This window comes from Mesorhizobium sp. M0292 (assembly GCF_040321695.1).
Lineage (GTDB): Bacteria > Pseudomonadota > Alphaproteobacteria > Rhizobiales > Rhizobiaceae > Mesorhizobium.
Window position 1 is genome coordinate 397,179 of record NZ_JAMYSB010000001.1, and the last position, 16,634, is coordinate 413,812.

13 protein-coding genes are annotated in these 16,634 nt (G+C 63.7%); 7 read left to right on the plus strand and 6 right to left on the minus strand.

What is annotated here, in order from left to right; genetic code table 11:
- The first annotated feature begins 11 nt into the window (after positions 1–11).
- The gene (locus NKI96_RS02010; protein ID WP_502881984.1) at positions 12–653 is read left to right on the plus strand and encodes an ABC-type transport auxiliary lipoprotein family protein; all 642 of its coding nucleotides are present in this window, start codon (positions 12–14) and stop codon (positions 651–653) included.
- A gap of 34 nt (positions 654–687) precedes the next feature.
- Here NKI96_RS02010 and NKI96_RS02015 read toward each other — a convergent pair whose 3' ends face one another.
- Entirely contained in the window at positions 688–1,440 is a 753-nt protein-coding gene (locus tag NKI96_RS02015) for an RNA ligase family protein (RefSeq protein ID WP_023816580.1), read from the minus strand.
- A 6-nt stretch (positions 1,441–1,446) separates the two neighbouring features.
- Positions 1,447–7,656 carry an apolipoprotein A-IV repeat region-like domain-containing protein gene (locus NKI96_RS02020; RefSeq protein WP_352802724.1) on the minus strand — a complete coding sequence of 2,070 codons (6,210 nt, stop codon included), beginning with the start codon at positions 7,654–7,656 and terminating at the stop codon, positions 1,447–1,449.
- Positions 7,657–7,969: 313 nt separating this feature from the next.
- Between NKI96_RS02020 and NKI96_RS02025 the strand changes: the two genes are divergently transcribed.
- The 3 genes from NKI96_RS02025 (at position 7,970) to NKI96_RS02035 (ending at position 9,922) form a co-directional block, all read left to right on the plus strand.
- On the plus strand, positions 7,970–8,308 hold the full coding sequence (locus NKI96_RS02025) for an Hpt domain-containing protein (protein ID WP_023688665.1): 339 nt from the start codon (positions 7,970–7,972) through the stop codon (positions 8,306–8,308).
- A 157-nt stretch (positions 8,309–8,465) separates the two neighbouring features.
- Positions 8,466–8,786, plus strand: coding sequence for a 2Fe-2S iron-sulfur cluster-binding protein (locus NKI96_RS02030; protein WP_023673507.1), 321 nt, complete (start codon positions 8,466–8,468; stop codon positions 8,784–8,786).
- Positions 8,787–8,890: 104 nt separating this feature from the next.
- Positions 8,891–9,922, plus strand: coding sequence for an NAD(P)/FAD-dependent oxidoreductase (locus NKI96_RS02035; RefSeq protein WP_023748746.1), 1,032 nt, complete (start codon positions 8,891–8,893; stop codon positions 9,920–9,922).
- Between the two features lie 20 nt (positions 9,923–9,942).
- Here NKI96_RS02035 and NKI96_RS02040 read toward each other — a convergent pair whose 3' ends face one another.
- Positions 9,943–11,427, minus strand: a complete 1,485-nt coding sequence (locus NKI96_RS02040) for an MDR family MFS transporter (protein ID WP_023685984.1) — start codon at positions 11,425–11,427, stop codon at positions 9,943–9,945.
- Positions 11,428–11,658: 231 nt separating this feature from the next.
- The gene (locus tag NKI96_RS02045; RefSeq protein WP_352802727.1) at positions 11,659–12,279 is read right to left on the minus strand and encodes a DUF922 domain-containing Zn-dependent protease; all 621 of its coding nucleotides are present in this window, start codon (positions 12,277–12,279) and stop codon (positions 11,659–11,661) included.
- A 133-nt stretch (positions 12,280–12,412) separates the two neighbouring features.
- Here NKI96_RS02045 and folP point away from each other — a divergent pair, with 133 nt between their 5' ends.
- From folP to folK, 3 genes are read left to right on the plus strand one after another with little or no spacing between them, the layout of a single operon-like run.
- Positions 12,413–13,258 carry a dihydropteroate synthase gene (folP, locus tag NKI96_RS02050; protein ID WP_352802730.1) on the plus strand — a complete coding sequence of 282 codons (846 nt, stop codon included), beginning with the start codon at positions 12,413–12,415 and terminating at the stop codon, positions 13,256–13,258.
- 35 nt (positions 13,259–13,293) lie between these two features.
- Complete coding sequence (gene folB, locus NKI96_RS02055; protein WP_023673502.1) at positions 13,294–13,653, plus strand: dihydroneopterin aldolase; 360 nt, start codon at positions 13,294–13,296, stop codon at positions 13,651–13,653.
- A complete protein-coding gene (folK, locus tag NKI96_RS02060) occupies positions 13,637–14,155 on the plus strand; it encodes a 2-amino-4-hydroxy-6-hydroxymethyldihydropteridine diphosphokinase (RefSeq protein WP_352802732.1) in 519 nt (172 codons plus the stop codon). Before folB ends, folK begins: the two co-directional genes overlap by 17 nt.
- Here the strand turns inward: folK and NKI96_RS02065 are convergent.
- Both NKI96_RS02065 and NKI96_RS02070 read right to left on the minus strand, forming a co-directional pair.
- Positions 14,152–14,700, minus strand: a complete 549-nt coding sequence (locus NKI96_RS02065) for a DUF924 family protein (RefSeq protein WP_352802735.1) — start codon at positions 14,698–14,700, stop codon at positions 14,152–14,154. The two genes, folK and NKI96_RS02065, sit on opposite strands and share 4 nt — an antisense overlap.
- Positions 14,700–16,547, minus strand: coding sequence for a monovalent cation:proton antiporter-2 (CPA2) family protein (locus NKI96_RS02070; RefSeq protein ID WP_352802737.1), 1,848 nt, complete (start codon positions 16,545–16,547; stop codon positions 14,700–14,702). The genes NKI96_RS02065 and NKI96_RS02070 overlap by 1 nt, the downstream gene beginning before the upstream one ends.
- Positions 16,548–16,634: the final 87 nt, after the last annotated feature.

Below are 16,634 nucleotides of genomic sequence, written 5' to 3' on the forward strand. Positions count from 1 at the left end.
ATGGACCGCGGATGCGGATTCATCATACGATCCGGGGACAGTGGGGATCACGCGTGACGTTCGGGTTGGGTGGGTATAGATCGGCGGCCGTTTTGCTTGGCCTGACGCTGGCTGGTTGCGCGGCATTGGGAGGCAAGCCGGCGCCGCTCGATACGTTCGAGCTGTCCGCCCCGTCGATCGACGCCCATGGCCACAGCCGCCGCCAGATCCTGATCGCCCAGCCATCCGCGCTCAAGGCGCTGGACAGCCAGAACATCGTCATCAAGCCGTCAGATCGCTCGATCCAGTATCTCAAGGGCGCGCAATGGGCCGACCGGCTGCCGCTGATCGTGCAGGCGAGGCTCGCCGAAACCTTCCAGCGCTCCGGAAGCTTTGCCGGCGTCGGCAAGCCGGGCGAGGGGCTGGCGATCGACTACCAGGTGATCGTCGAGATCCGCTCCTTCGAAGTCCGCGTCAATGGTGGCGAGCATGCCGAGGTCAATCTCTTCGTGCGCATCCTGAACGACCGCAACGGCGAGGTGCGCGCCTCGAAGAGCTTCACCGCATCCGCTCCCGTCTCGGGCAGCGGCAATCCGGCCTATGTCAGCGCGCTCGACAGCGCCTTCGGCGAGGCGGCGAAGGATATTGTGGGCTGGACGGATTCGGTGATCTGAGCGAACCCGGCGAGGCGCTTGAGACCCAGGAACCTTAGCCGCCTGGCAGACGGTTGGTGATCAGTTCTGCCTTCATCCAGTGGGTTTCACTCTGGACATGTCCTGCCCGTACATATTTGCCCATGCGAATGGGCATGTCTGCCTCAGCAAATGCTTCGGCAACCCTAGCCACAAAGCCTTCTTGCTTGGCCTTATCCAGGGACGCAGCCAGATTATCGAAGAGGTTGGGGCTGAAAGGCCCACGATAGAGCGTGGGAACAGGAGTGATGCCCAGTTCCTCAAACCGGGCCAGGGTCAAATCCCACGGTTGAATTTCGGCCCCGATGATCCATGCAAAGCCAAGAAAAAATGACGGCAGCGCATCATACGCAACCGAATGTCGGGCATAGAGGTTCTCGCCGACAATCCGTTCATCGTCAGCAAGTTGCGGTGAAACATTTGCTGCAAATGCCTTCAGCCAGTCTCGGGATGGATGATAACGGCTATCGGGACTGCGCGCGTGAGAGCCATCGCGATGAAGGGTTGTGTTCTCTCCATCCATCTTCTCGGTGACCACAAGATCAGCCACCCTTAGTCCTTCAAGCGACGCCATGACCTTGTCGTCGCTGGTGGCTCCGACCGATATCGGCAGATGAAAGGTGCGACCGTATTTCCTCATGCTGGAGGCATAGCTTGCAGCCCATCGCGCCAGCAAGGGCAGCCTGAGTTCTTTGCGCTCGTCATTGTTCGATCCATGACAAACGAAAAAGGCGGGAAATTTCCCGCCTTTTTCATTTTGATGCAGCAATCGTAGCTAGTGCAAACGGCCGCTCGCATGGGCCAGCATGGTGTAGACCTTGCCGGTGTCCGACGTCAGGTAGGTCTGCGCCATGATGTTGTCGCGGTCGTTGCGCGAGACGTCCTTGAGCAGCTTCTCGAAATCGTCGCAGTAGCGGTCGACAGCGGCGCGGAACTCCGCCTCTGCCTGATATTTGCGGCGGATTTCATCGAAGGTTTGCTGGCCCTTGAGCGTGTAGAGGCGGCGCGTGAACACGTCACGCTCGCCGCGCCGGTAGCGGTTCCACAGCTCGATAGAGGCGTCGTGGTCGATCGCCCGGGCGATATCGACCGAGAGCGAGTTGAGCGACTCCATGACATGCAGCGGCGAGCGCTGGGCGGGAGTTGCGCGCGGTGCTTCCGCGGGCGCTGCCGGCCTGGCGACTTCCTCCTCGCGCGATGCCCCGGTCAGGAGATCGCGCACCCACCCGCCTTGCGGCGTGCGGGCGTTGGCGTCGCGCTGGCGCGGTGCTTCGGCAGGGCGTTCGATATCGAGCGTGCCACGCAGGCCGCCGAGCGGCGCCTGCGGAGCAGGGCGCTCCGGCTGTGGCGCCGGCGGCGGGCGGCGTACCGGCTCGGCCGGGCGCTGCACTGGCGCCTGCGGCGCCGGGCGCAGGGCGCGCGGTTCGGCATTGTCGCCGCCGCGTCCCGATTTCGCAACGATGTCCGAAAGTTCCTTGAGCGCGTTGATCTGCTCGGCAACGGCACGGCGGATCGCCGAGGTCGATTCCTTGGCCTCTTCCGGCATCTCGATGACGCCCTTCTTGAGCTCGGCGCGGGTGAGGTCGAGCTCGCTCTTGATCGAGCTTGCGGTGCGCCGCATCTCCTCGGTCGCATCGGCGAACCGGCTGGTTGCCGAATCGACCACTTCCGTTATGGCGATGCGGATCTTGTCGGCTGATGCCAGCGTCTTGCCTTCGGCATTCTGCATCGTCTGGCCGACAAGGTTTTCGAACGAACGCATCACCTTCTCGAGGTCTTCCGACTTCTTGACCAGGCCGACGGCGAGATCTTCGAGCGACGATTGCCGCTCAAGCGTGTGCTCCAGATTGCTCTGCGCCGAGCTCAACAGATCCGAAGCCGAGGACAGCAAGCGGCTGTGCTCGTCGAACTTGGTGGCGATCGAGGCCACTTCGCGCAGGGTCGACGACGACAGTTCGGTAAGCCGCGTCGTGTTCGAATCGACCAGGCGTGCCGAGCTGGCGAAGGTCTGCGCGGCCTTTTCGGTGGTTGCCGCGAAGCTTTGCGTGCTGCCGCTCAGACGTTCGTCAACCTGGCCGAGATTGATCGCCGCCTGTTCGATCAGCTCACCAAGCTGCGAGCTGGAGACGCTCATGCGGCCGATGAGGTCGGCGACGCTATCGGCGAGCGACGAGCGCGCGCCTTCGACGGCCGACAGCGTTTCGGCGGTGCGGCTGGCGAGCGCGTTGACGAGGGCGGCATTTTCGCTGCGCAGCTTCTCGGTCGCGCGTTCGGTGACCTCTTCCATGCTCTTTTGCAGTTCCGAGCCGCCCTGGGCGAAGCGCTCGACCAGCGGCCGCGCGGTTTCGTCCAGGATCTTCGCCATCTCGGCCGAACGCGCCGCCAGCATCGTGTTGAGCTCGCGGGTATTGGTGCCGATTGTCTTGGCAGCGTCGTTGGTGCTTTGGCCGATGTGCTGGCCGACCGCGGTAAAAGTCTCCGCAATCGTGTTGGCGCGCGAGATCAGCTGAGCTTCTGCGCTGGAAACCTGCTCGTTGAGCTTCTGGCCCATCGTCTCCGTCGTATAAAGAAGGCGGTTCTCGACGTTGGCGACCTGTTCCTCGACGCGCGAAGCTGCGGACGCAACGCTCGCGGCCAGCCGCTCATCGGCGCCGGCAAGAGCCTGCTCCATCTCGCGGGCGTGGACGGCAAGTTCCTGGCCGGTCTGGCGTGCACGTTCGGCAACACGCTGCTCGGTGCTGGCGAAGGCGCCGACGATGTTGTCGGCATGCTCGCCGATCGTCGAAGTGGAGTCGGCGATGCGCGACACCAGGCGGTGATCGGCCTCGTCGAAGATGCGGCTGATCTCGGTGGCGCGGGCTGACAGCGCGTCCGAACCCTCGGCGATGCGCGAGATCAGCTGTTGGTCGGCGGCGTCGAAGATGCGGCCAAGGTCCGAGGCGCGGGCGGCCAGCGCTTCGGCGGATTCGCCGATGCGCATGCTCAGCCGCTGGTCGGCACCCTCGAAGTTACGCAGGATGTCGCCGGCGCGGTCGGCCAGCGACTGCGCCGTCTCGACCGCGCGGGCGACCAGCTTCTGGTCGGCGGCGTCGAACGTGCCGGCGATCTCGCCGGCGCGGGCAGCCAGCCGTCCGGCCGTTTCTTCGGCGCGGGCGAGCAGCGAGTTCGACGTCTCGTCATGCCGGGCAAGCAGCACGCTCGTCGTGTCTTCGGCGCGAGCAAGCAAGGCATTCGTCGTATCCTCGGCGCGAGCAAGCAGGGCGCTCGATGTGTCCTCGGCACGGGCGTGCAGACGGCGATCCGCGTCCTCGAAGGTCCGGGCGATGTCCTCGGCCCGGGCCAAAAGGGCGGCCGAGGTCTGCTCGGCACGCTCGGCGATCTTGCGGTCGGCATCACTGAAGGCAGCACCGGCCTGTTCGTGCAGCGCGCTGGTGACTTCCATCACCTTCTCACGGAGCGCGCCGGCAACGAAGACGGCGCTCTTTTCAAGCACGCTGCGGACATTGTCGACACCCACCGACAACGCGCGCTCCATGGTTCCGGCGCGCTCTTCGATGATGCCGGTCTGCTTGCTGAAGGCCTGCTCGATTTTCTCGACATCGGCAGCGATTGCCGCCGAGATATCGGTGCTTCTGCCGGCAATCTGGTCGATATGGCCCGACAGAGAGCGGTCGACGTCCTTGCGTATGTCGGCGAGCTTTGCCAGATCGTCTTCCAGCGCCTGGGTCAACATGTTGCGGCCTTCGGCCAACTTGCCGACATGGCCGGCGATGATGTCGTCGACCTCACCGCGGCTTGCCGACAGCTTCTGCAGGTCGGCTTCCAGCGCACGTTTCAGGATGTCTCGGCCCTCGGCCAGCTTCTCGACCTGGCCTGCGACCAGTCCGTCGATGCTCGACCGGCTCTCGGCCAGCTTGGCGAGGTCGTCCTCGAGAGCCTTCGACAGCGTCGCGCGATCCCGGACGAGCTTGTCGCTGTGACCCTCGATCAGGCTGTTGACATTTTCCAAATCCGCTTCCAGCACCCGTGCGAACTCGCCACGGTTTTCGCTCAGCTTCTGCGACTGGTCGGCAATGGCGCTCCTGATCGCATTGAGATCGGCTTCGAGCGCCCGTGTGAGGATGTCTCGGCCCTCGGCGAGCTTCTCGACCTGTCCGGCGACCAGCCCATCGATGTTGGAGCGGCTCTCCGCCAGCTTGGCGATGTCGTCTTCCAGTGCCTTTGAGAGCGCCGAACGGTCCTGGACGAGCCTGTTTTGATGATCGGCCATGATGCCGCTGACATTGTGCAAATCGTCCTGAAGCGCCTGGGATAGCGTCGAACGATCCTGGACAAGCCGGCTCGAGTGGTCGGTGATCAGGCTGTTCACATTCTGAAGGTCATCCTTAAGCGCCTGGGATAGCGTCGAACGATCCTGAACAAGCCGGTTCGAGTGGTCGGCGATCAGGCTGTTCACATTCTGCAGATCGGCCTCCAGTGCCTTGGAAAGCTGACCGCGCTCTTCCGCCACCTTGTCGGAATGACCCGCGATAGCACCCTTGATGGTGTTGAGGTCGGCTTCGAGCGCGCGCTTGAGGATATCGCGCCCCTCGGCCAGCTTCTCGACCTGGCCGGCGACCAGCCCGTCGATGCTCGACCGGCTCTCGGCGAGCTTGGCGAGGTCGGCCTCGAGCGTCTGTGACAACAGGCCACGATCGTCGGCAAGCCGGCTCGAATGGTCGGAGAGCAGGCCCCTGATGCCGGACAGGTCGTTCTCCAGCGCCTTGCTGAGTTCGGTGCGGTCCTCGGCCAGTTTCGCCGAGTGGTTCTCGATCACGCCCTTGATGCCGATAATGTCGTTTTCGAGCGCCTTGGTCAGGATGGCGCGGCCTTCGGCGATCTTTTCAACCTGGCCGGCGACCAGCCCGTCAATCGAGGCGCGGCTGTCGGCGAGCTTGCCGAGATCGGCTTCCAGGGCGCGCGACAGAATGTTGCGGCCTTCGGCCAGTTTACCGACATGTCCGGCGACCATTTCGTCAATGATCGTACGGGCTTGCACAAGTTTTCCGGAGTCTTCATGCAAAGCCTGGTTGAGCCGGTTGCGGCCTTCTTCAAGCCGCTCGAGATGGCTGCCCAGCGACGCGTCGATGGCGGCGCGCGACTCGTTGACCTTGCGCAGATCCTCTTCCAGGGCGCGCGAGATCAGGTTGCGGCCTTCGGCCAGCTTCTGCACCTGGTTGGTTACGGCCGCATCGATGCCGGCACGGCCCTCGGCGAACTTCGCCAGGTCCGCCTGCATGGCAGCCGCCATGCGTTCGCGGCTTTCGGACAGCTTGCGGCTGTGGTTTTCGACGGCGTCCTCGATGCCGACACGGGCATCGGCAAGACGCTGGATGTCGGTGTCGAAGGAGCGCGACACGACATGGCGGGCGGCTTCCATGCGGCCGGCGAAATCGCTGGCGCGGGCTTCGAGCATCGACGAGGTCGACGAGACGATGTCGGCCATGTCGGCGCCGATCTGGGTCTTGCCCTGATCGATCATCGCCGACAAATGATCCTTGCTCTCGGCAAAGGTGTGGGCGATCTCGCGGGCGCGCTCGACCAGCGTTTCGTTGATCTGGCGGGCGCGCGCCTCGAGCGCGGCGTTGAGCTTCTGCGTGCCGGTATCGAGTGCTTCGGCGCGGGTCTGGAATTCGCTGATCAGCGCCTGGCCGCGCTCGGCCAGCGTCCGCTCGATGCCGTTCAGGCTGGACTCGAATTCCGAGCTCAGGGTGCGGGCGGCGCCGCCGAGCAGCGACACCATACCGGTGGTGCGGTCGTCGAGCAGGTCGGTCAGCGACCGGGTCAGGCCGTCTGTGGTGTCCGTCAGCTTGGCGATGCGGGTGTCGAGCAGCGAAGCAAAGGCTTCGCCCGATGTCGACAGCCTGTCGGTGATCGAATCCAGCCGGGTTTCGACCGAATCGAAGATCGACATCGAGCTTTCATTGATGCGGTCGATCAGCGTGTCGCCGGAATTGGTGATCGTCATCGACAGCTTGGTCGACGCGTTGAGGATAGAGTCGCGAATAATGTCGGAGGCGGCGCCGATCTCGTCCTTCAGCGTTTCATGCGCGCCGGTGATCGAGGCGCGCACGCGCTCGGCATGAGTGACGACGGCTTCGCGCTCGCTGCCCAGCCCGTCGACCAGCGACCGGATGCGCGATTCATTCTCCGAATAGGAGCGTTCGATCTGGTTGACCTCGCTGTGGACCAGAGTTTCGAGCTCGACGGCGCGCGCCAGCGTGCGCTCGATGCCTTCGCCCATCGCCGCCACTTCACGGCGAACGGCCTGGCCGATCATCATCACGCGGTCTTGGGCGAGGTTTTCCGGCTCCGCCAAGCGGAAAGCCACCTCCGTCATCGATTGCGCGGCAATGCGCATTTCCTGCGCGCGGCGGATCATCGCCGCGAAGGCCCAAAACAGGACGACCGGTATGATTGCCGCGATCGCTAGGCCGATCAGTTCAGGGCGGGCCAGGATTTGATCGAACGTACGAATTTTCCAGATGCTGGGGCCAAACAGCAGATTGGCGAGGCCGCCGGCGCCGGCGATCCAGGCCAGCGACACGAACGCCACGACCCAATAGATCGTGCTAGACGCGCGCCGGTTGAGGCTGTGCAGCAGCGTCTTGTAATCTTTCTGGCGGTCATCGTTTGCCGGCTTGAAGCCGGCTGGCTGCGCGCTGTTGCGCGATTCGACCGGGCGCAGCTCGGCGGGCTTGGCTGCCGGCTTCGCACTCTGGTTTTGTTGGACGGGCGCGTTTTGAGCGGGGGCGGGCTTCTGGGGGCGGCCTTCGCGCGCCAGTTCGTCCGCGGCCTGCGATATCTGCGCTTCCAGATCTTCCATCGACGCCGCGATATCGAGATCGCCGCTGCCGTCTCCGCTGAGATCGAGGTCTAGTGCCTTTTCGAGTTCCCTGGCTACGTCGCTGTCGAGAGTTCTGGTCGTCGTTGGTTTCTTCGCCATGCCTTCGCTACCCTGTACTAGCTGCCGAGGGACTTCTTATTTTTGCCTGATTCTGGCTCGTCTTATCCCACGCAGGAGGCTGAAAATGGACCTTCGTATCGTAATGACACACAGGGGTAAAGAAAACATGCATTCCGCGAGATACGTAAAACTTTAAATATAAGGTTAACGACAACGTGATCTAACCGCCTCAACGGCAACAATTTTCCAGCCCATTCATTAACGCGTTGGCGACGGAAATCGCCTAGTTTTTTCGGCGATCAACACAAGGAGTTTCAAATTGGTACGCGGTGAAAGCGGCATTGCCTTCTCAATGCCGGGCGGCGATGCGTCGGGACCGGCCCGTTCGCGCCCAGTGGATCTGGCCCATCTGGCCCGTCAGACTATGGGCGATCGCGCCCTCGAACAGGAGGTATTGGCGCTGTTCGTACAGCAGGCGCTTTCCGTCCGCGACAGAATAGTCGATGCCGATGTCAGGGAGCGACTGCTACTGGCGCATGGGCTGAAAGGTTCGGCGCGCGGGGTCGGCGCCTTTGCCATCGCCGACTGCGCCACCTCGATCGAACAGCAGCCGGAAGATGCGCGCATCCTCAAGCGCCTCGGCACCCTGATCGAGGAAGTGCGCGATTTCATCGCCGCCATCAGCCGGTAATGGCTGCCGCTCGGCAGCGGCCACCGGGATGAATCGACGGGGCCAGGGCGTGCTTTGGCCAGCTTTCCGAAAAAACGTCACAAAGCGGCGCTTTCGCGCCGCAGTTGACTTGTCCGGTGGAGTGATTATCTCGGCTGGGACTCCCTTCAGGTGATAAATGACCAAGCTGACCTTCATTGCCCATGACGGCACTCCTTTCGATGTCGAGGCCGAAAACGGCTCGACCGTCATGGAGAATGCGATCCGTAGCGCGGTGCCGGGCATCGAGGCAGAATGCGGCGGCGCCTGCGCCTGCGCGACCTGCCATGTCTATGTCGACGAAGCCTGGACGGCCGAGGTCGGCGAGCCGGAGGCGATGGAAGAGGACATGCTGGACTTCGCCTATGACGTCCAGCCGAACTCGCGCCTGTCCTGCCAGATCAAGGTGCGCGACGCGCTTGACGGCCTCGTCGTGCGCGTGCCGGCTCGCCAGGGTTGATCTCCCGTAGCATCTGATTTTTCCCGCCGCCGCTTGGCAGCGGGCCAATGCTCATGCAGTCTCGCGCCAGTTTCGCCCCAGTCTGACAATGAGGCTCGCCTGGCATGACCGATATAATCAAGACGGACGCACTCATTGTCGGGGCGGGGCCGGTCGGCCTGTTCGCCGTGTTCGAACTCGGCCTCTTCGACATGAAGTGCCATCTGATCGATATCCTCGACCGGCCCGGCGGCCAATGCGCCGAACTCTATCCGGAAAAGCCGATCTACGACATTCCAGGCTGGCCCTCGATCTCGGCGCAAGGGCTGGTCGACAAACTGCTCGAGCAAATTCAACCGTTCAAGCCGGATTTTACCTTCAACCGCATGGTCTCCAGCCTGGAAAAGCTGGACGACGGCTCATTTCGGGTCACCACCGACGAGAACGAGGTGTTCGAAGCCAAGGTGGTGGTGATCGCCGCCGGTGGCGGCTCGTTCCAGCCCAAGCGGCCGCCCATTCCCGGCATCGAGGCCTATGAGGGCAGGAGCGTCTTCTATTCGGTGCGCCGTATGGAGGAATTCCGCGGCCACGACCTCGTCATCGTCGGTGGCGGCGATTCCGCACTCGACTGGACGCTGAACCTGCAGCCGGTGGCAAAAAGCGTGACACTGGTCCACCGGCGCGCGGAATTCAGGGCGGCGCCCGACAGCGTCAACAAGATGTATGCCATGCAGGAGATGAAGCAGCTGGAGTTCCGGGTCGGCCAGGTGAGCGGCCTGACCGGCGCCGACGGCGAGCTGGCCTCTGCTACCATCAAGGGCGGGCCTGACGGCGACATCGAGGTGCCGTGCACGCGCATGCTGCCGTTCTTCGGCCTGACCATGAAGCTCGGCCCGATCGCCGAATGGGGGCTCAACCTTCATGAGAACCTCATCCCGGTCGATACCGAGAAATTCCAGACTTCGGTGCCAGGCATCTTTGCCGTCGGCGACATCAACTGGTACCCAGGCAAGCTGAAGCTGATCCTGTCGGGTTTTCACGAGGTGGCGCTGATGGCGCAGGCCGCCAAGCGCATCATCAGCCCCGGTGAGCGCATCGTCTTCCAGTACACGACGTCGTCGACCAGCCTGCAGAAGAAGCTCGGCGTCGTGGAGTAGGTCCTACAGGGCTTTCCGAATCACTCCACCAGAACGACTGGCGCCTCGGCGTCGTCGCGGCCGCGCAGTGACTTCTCCGGCATCAGCGCCAGCGTCATCAGCGCCAGCACGAGCGTGACGGCCGCGGCAAGGAAGATCATCATGAAGGGCGTCGCCGAGACGATCTGTCCGGCAGCCGGCGCGCCTTCGCCGGCAAGCGGCAGGCCATAGCCGAGCGCGACCGCGCCGAGCATGGCGACGCCGAGCGCGCTGCCCAGCGAACGCAGGAAGGTCAGCACGCCGGTGGCAACGCCGAGATGCGCGCGGTCGACGGCGTTCTGCACCGATACGGTGGCGACCGGGAAGGTGGTGCCGCTTCCAAGGCCGATGCAGATGGTCAAGAGCTCGACCACCAGCAGCGAGGCGCGGCCGGCGACCAGGCTGAGCACGCCAAGACAGATAATGGCGAAGAGAACGCCGACCATGGCGATACGCTTGTAGTGGAAGAAGCGCGGTATCGTGCGGCCGCTGAAGGTCGCGCCGGCGACCGTTCCGAGCAGCAGGCCGAGCATGGCAAGGCCCGACTGGCTGACCGACAGGCCGATGATCGACTGCAGATAGACCGGCAGGTACACCGACAGGCCGATATTGGCGGCCTGCAGCAGGAACATCGACGCCGTGCCGGCAAGCACGATCGGATTGCTCAGCACTTCAAGCGAAATCAGCGGCTCGGCCGCACGCATCAGCCTGAGCGCGAACGCACCCCAGAAGACCGCCGAACAGGCGAGCAGGCCGACGATCTCGCGGGAGACCCATGGATAGGCGCTGCCGCCCCAGTTGAGGGCCAAAAGCAGCAATGCCGTCGCCACCACCAGAAGCAGCGCGCCCGGCGCGTCGATGCGATGCCGCTTTGCGGCGACCGGCAGTTTGCGCAGCGGCTTGTTGATGATGGCCATGGCCAAGATGCCGAGCGGGATATTGATCCAGAAGATCAGCGACCAATGCAGATGTTCGGCAAATCCGCCGCCGAGCAAAGGCCCGGCGATGCTGGCGACAGCCCAGGTGCCCGAAATCCAGGCGGCATAACGCGCGCGTTCACGCGGCGGCACGAGGTCGCCGATGACGATCTGCGCCAGGGCGAACAGGCCGCCGCCGCCCGCACCCTGGATCGCCCGGCCGACAACCAACACGAACATGTTGGGGGCCATGGCGCTGACCAGCGATCCCAGAAGGAAGATCAGGATCGCCGCATAGACGGTCGGCCGGCGGCCATAGACGTCGGAAATCTTGCCGTAGAGCGGCGCCATGGCCGTCGCCGTCAGGAGATAGCCGGTCACGATCCACGGCAGGTAGTCGGCATGGCCGAGCGAACGCCCGATGGTCGGCATGGCCGGCGCGACGATTGTCTGGTCGAGCGCCGCCAACAGCATCGACAAAAGGATGCCGGCGATGATGACGTTCTTCTCGCTTTCCGTCAGCGGTGCGGCGGGAGGCAGCCTAGCCGGCTTGTCGACAGCTTGGTCCATATCATTTCATCCATAAAGTTTGAGAGCGATTGCGCGGCGCCAAATGGCCGCTCCGCTACGCGCCGCCTCAATTGGTCTTGATCTGGTGTTTCGAAGCTCGCGCCTTGCCAGCCTGACATATCTTGCGAGCCTGACATATGTCGTCCCGTATAGGCCGATTTCGACCTATGCCCGAAAATTTTCTGGGGCTGGCCTCATGTTTCGGCAGAATTGGCTTGGTATCGCCGTGTTTCAGCCGGGCGGAAGCTGGCCGTTCTCGACGCGCTGCATGCGGTAGCGCAGCAGCCGCAGGATGCGGCTTTCGAAATTCACGCCTTCCACGCGGTCGAAGCGCAATTGGTCCTGGTCATGCCTGGCGAGTTCGGCCGCGGTGATCTGCGCCGCCTTCGCCTTTGCCCCGGCGCAGGTCTTTTGCGCAAAGCTCGCGTTCAGCGCGTCTTCGAGCAGACGGCCGTGGTTCTTGGCGATCTCGACATGACGCTCCTCATGGCGCTTGATGTCGGCCGACAGGGTGTCCCAGAACAGCCTGACATCGGGATCGGCCTTGCGCGGCCTGCGCCACTCCGGAAGGATGACCTTGACCTTGACGGTAACGGCGGCCTTGGCGATGCGGCAGGTGTCTGCGGTTTGCGCGTAGCTGATGCGGGTGGTGAACGCCATCAGGGTGGCGCCTGGATGCCGCATCCCGGTGCTTTTCACCTCGGGTCCATGCTTCGACAATTGCGTCTCGATGTCATCGAGCGTGCTGCCGCCGATGGCAAAATAGCTGTAGGTCTTCACCAGATTGGCAGCATTCGCCGGCAGGACGGTCAAAGCCAGCATCAGGGCGCAGAGCAGGGGTCGTTTCATCATGTTGCCTCTTCACGCACCTTGCTTTACGGCCGTTGCCGGCGCAACGGAATTGATCTTCCACCGATCACGCATCGGTGATGGATTGCAAGCGCCCGATGAGCCACATGCCAATGAGACACATGGTTGAAGGACAATGACGACAAGGCGATGGGAACTGGCGCATGGGCGCCATCTTGAACTTGGCGAGAAAGCTATTGTGGTCGGCATTCTCAACGTCACGCCGGACAGTTTTTCGGATGGCGGACTGTTCATCACGCCCGATCAGGCGGTGGCTCAGGCGCGCCGTATGGCGCAAGAGGGCGCTGCCGTCATCGACATCGGCGGGGAATCCACACGCCCCGGCGCATCGCCCGTAACTGCTGAAGAAGAGCAGGGCCGCATCCTGCCGGTGATCGCAGCACTCGCCGGTTCAGGCGAAGCCCTGATATCGGTCGACACCTATCGCGAGGAAACCGCGCGCCCCGCCGTCGCCGCCGGTGCGCATATCGTCAACGATGTCTGGGGCTTGCAGCGTGAACCCGGCATCGCCCGCGTCGCCGCCGAGACCGGCGCCGGACTGGTCATCATGCATACCGGGCGCGGGCGGCAAAAACTCCCCGACGTCATCGCCGACCAGTTTTTGTTCCTCAAGGCTTCGCTGGAAATCGCCAGGCGCAGCGGCGTTACGGACGATCATATCGTACTCGATGCCGGCTTCGGCTTCGCCAAGGAGACGGCTGAGGAAAACCTCGACCTGATGGCGCGGTTTTCCGAACTCAGGGCGCTCGGCTTCCCGCTGATGGCCGGCACCTCCAGAAAACGCTTCATCGGCACCGTCACCGGCCGCGAGGCTGCCGCGCGCGCCGCCGGGACGGCAGCCACCAGTGTCATCCTGAGGCTGAAGGGCGCCGATCTGTTTCGCGTTCACGATGTCGCAATCAACGTGGACGCACTGGCGGTCGCCGATGCTATGCTGGCGCGTGAAAAGCTAGGGCGCTGAGCCCAGGACACTAAGAAATGCCAGGACATTAAGAAATGTACGTCATCCGCATGAAGAACTGCGCCTTCTTTGCCCGGCACGGCGTGCTGGATGAGGAAGAGGCGCTTGGCCAACGTTTTTATGTCGATGCCGAGTTGACGGTCGAGCCCAGCCGCCCGCTGGAGGATGATTCCATCGAGGACACCGTCAATTACGGCATCGCCTTCACGGTGATTGAAAAGATCGTCACTGGACATCGCCGTTTCCTGATCGAGGCGCTGGCGCTCGAAGTAGCGAAGGCGCTGACTTCACGGTTTCCGCAGATCAGGAAGGCCGAGATCACCGTGCGCAAGCCCAACGCACCGGTGCCCGGCGTGCTCGATTACGTCGAGGTGACCGTTGTCTGGCCCGAATAACAATAACACGGTCTATCTCAGCCTTGGCGGCAATCTCGGCGATCCCTCGGCCTCGATGGCCACGGCGCTGCGCCTGCTTGATGCCGACGAGAATACGCGCGTGGTCGCCGTCTCCTCGCTCTATCGCACGCAGCCCTGGGGCAAGCTCGACCAGCCGGATTTCCTCAACGCCGCTGCCGAAATCTCGACTGTGCTGGCGCCAAGGGCGCTGCTCGACCTCTGCCTCGAGGCCGAGCGCAAGCTGAAGCGGGTGCGCGAGGAGCGCTGGGGTCCGCGCCTGATCGACATCGACATATTGGTGTTCGGCGACCGCATCATCCACGAGACCGGTCTGGAAGTGCCCCATCCCCGGATGCTGGAGCGCGCCTTCGTTCTGGCGCCCTTGGCAGAGATCGCGCCGGATCTGGCGGTGGGCGGCAGGAGCGTGACCGAGCGGCTCAGCGCCGTCGATACATCAGGCATAGAGCGGCTGGCTTCCGGCCGCGATTGGTGGCTGGGTTAACCGGAGAAGCCGCCGCCATCGAGAAATGCCTGTTCGTCCGCCGATGTCTCGCGGCCAAGCATCTTGTTCCTGTGCGGAAAGCGGCCGAAACGCTCGATGATGTCGCGATGCTCGATGGCGTATTTCACATACTCCGGCGCCCTGGCGGTGGTGAGCTCGACCGATCTGTCCTGGTCGGCGGGCATTTCCGAATGTTCGTAGGGCAGGTACAGGAAGACGCGCAGGTTTTCTTCCAGCGCAAGGTCGTGGCCGGCAGCGATCGCCTTGGCGGCAAAATACCGCGCCAGCGGATCGGTGGCGTACATATGGCCTGAGCCGCGAAAGCAGTTGCGCGGAAACTGGTCGAGCAGGATCATCAGCGCTAGCGAACCCGCGGCATGCTCCGACCATGCGTCGCACTCGCGCCGCGCGGCGGCAAAGTGCAGGTCGAGAAACCTGCTGCGGAAATCCGCGTCGAAGACGTCGTTCTTCTCGAACCACGCGTCTTCGCCGGCCTCGCGCCAGAATTTGGTGACGGCGAGCGCGCGCTCATCCGATGCGGTCATCAGCTTTCCCCCTGATCGGCGGGCTCGGGCTTGTGCAGCACGCCGGCCGTCTCTTCGTTCAGCGCCTGGCCGGGCCGGCGCGGTTGCGTCAGCGGCGTCGGGATCGGCGTGCCGGTATTGCCCCTGAGGAAACGTTGCCCGGCGCGGACGCCTTCGGCCAGCTGCGTCTCCAGTCGGGCATTGTCGCGCCGTCGCACATCCTCGATGACATCGGCGACATCTTCCGGCTCGACGCCCAAAACCTCGAGCGCGGAACCGCCGAAGACGAGGGCCGATTCGAAGGTCTCGCGCAGCTGGAAGTCGACCCCGGCGCGGATGAGCGACAGGGCGGTGCCGCGATCGAAGGCACGCGCCAGGACAGTCAGCAACGGGAACTCCGCCTTGATCAGTTCCGCCATGCGCACCGTGGCGTCCGGCTTGTCGACGCAGATCAGCACGGCGCGCGCGCGGCCTGCACCTGCGGCGCGCAGAATGTCGAGCCGCGTGCCGTCGCCATAGTAGACCTTGAAGCCGAAATCGGCGGCCGCCTGGATCATTTCGACATCATTGTCGATGATCGACACGTCGATGCCGCGCAACAAAAGCGGCTGGCTGGCGATCTGGCCGAAACGGCCGAAGCCGATGACCAGCACACTGCCGGTAAGGCCGTCGGCGATGTCGACGCCTTCAAGCGACTGCTCGTCGCGCGGCGTCACATATTTGAGCGCAATGATGGCCAGCGGCGTCAGCACCATGGAGATGATGATGATCGCGGTCAGCGTTGCGTTGGCCCGGCTGTCGATGATGCCAACCGCCGCCGCGGCCGAATAGAGGACGAAGGCGAATTCGCCGCCTTGCGCCATGATCACGGCGCGTTCCAGCGCTTCACGATGACCGCTCTTCAGCAAGCGGGCGACGAGGTAGATGCCGAGCGCATTCATCGCCATGTAGGCGACGACATAGACGGCGATCAGCCGCCAGTTGTCGGCCACCACATGTAGGTCGAGCGACATGCCGACGGCGAGGAAGAAAAGGCCAAGCAGGATGCCGCGGAATGGCTCGACGTCGGCCTCCAGCTGGTGGCGGAAGGTCGATTCCGACAACAGCACGCCGGCGAGGAAGGCGCCCATCGCCATCGAGAGGCCGGAAAGCTGCATGACCAGCGCCGACCCCAGCACGACCAGAAGGGCTGCCGCCGTCATGACTTCGCGCGCCTTGGCGTCGGCCAGGATGCGGAAGAACGGGTTGAGCAGATAGCGGCCGGCCACCACCAGCCCGACGATGGCGCCAAGACCGATGCCGATTTCGGTCAGCCTTTGCTGCAGGGTCATCTCGCTGCCGCCCGGCGCCAGGAAGGCGACCAGCGCCAGAAGCGGCACGATTGCCAGATCCTCGAGCAGCAGGATGGACACGATGCGCTGGCCCTTGGGGCTGGCCATCTCGCCACGCTCTTCCAGAAGCTGCATGACGATCGCCGTCGAGGTCAGGACAAAGCCGGCGCCGGCAACGAAGGATTGCGCGATCGGAAAGCCGCCGGCGAGACCAACACCGGTGAGCAGCAAGGCGCAGACGCCGACCTGCAGCGCGCCGAGGCCGAAAATCTCGCGGCGCAGGCCCCATAGCCGCGACGGCTGCATCTCCAGCCCGATGATGAACAGGAACATGACCACGCCGAGTTCGGCGACATGCAGGATGGCTTCCGATTCGGAAAAAATGCCAATACCGAACGGGCCGATGACCACGCCCGCGGCGAGATAGCCTAGGATCGAGCCCAGCCCCATGCGTTTGAAGATCGGAACGGCGACGACGCCTGCGGCAAGCAGCGCCACCACCTGAATGAGATCGCTGCCCGATGCTTCCGCTGCCATGCCTCTTGTCCCTGTGTCCGACAGCACTCCTTGCATGCACCGGGAGCGGGAGGCAAGGGCGGGAAGCCTGCCAGGATGGGTAGGGTG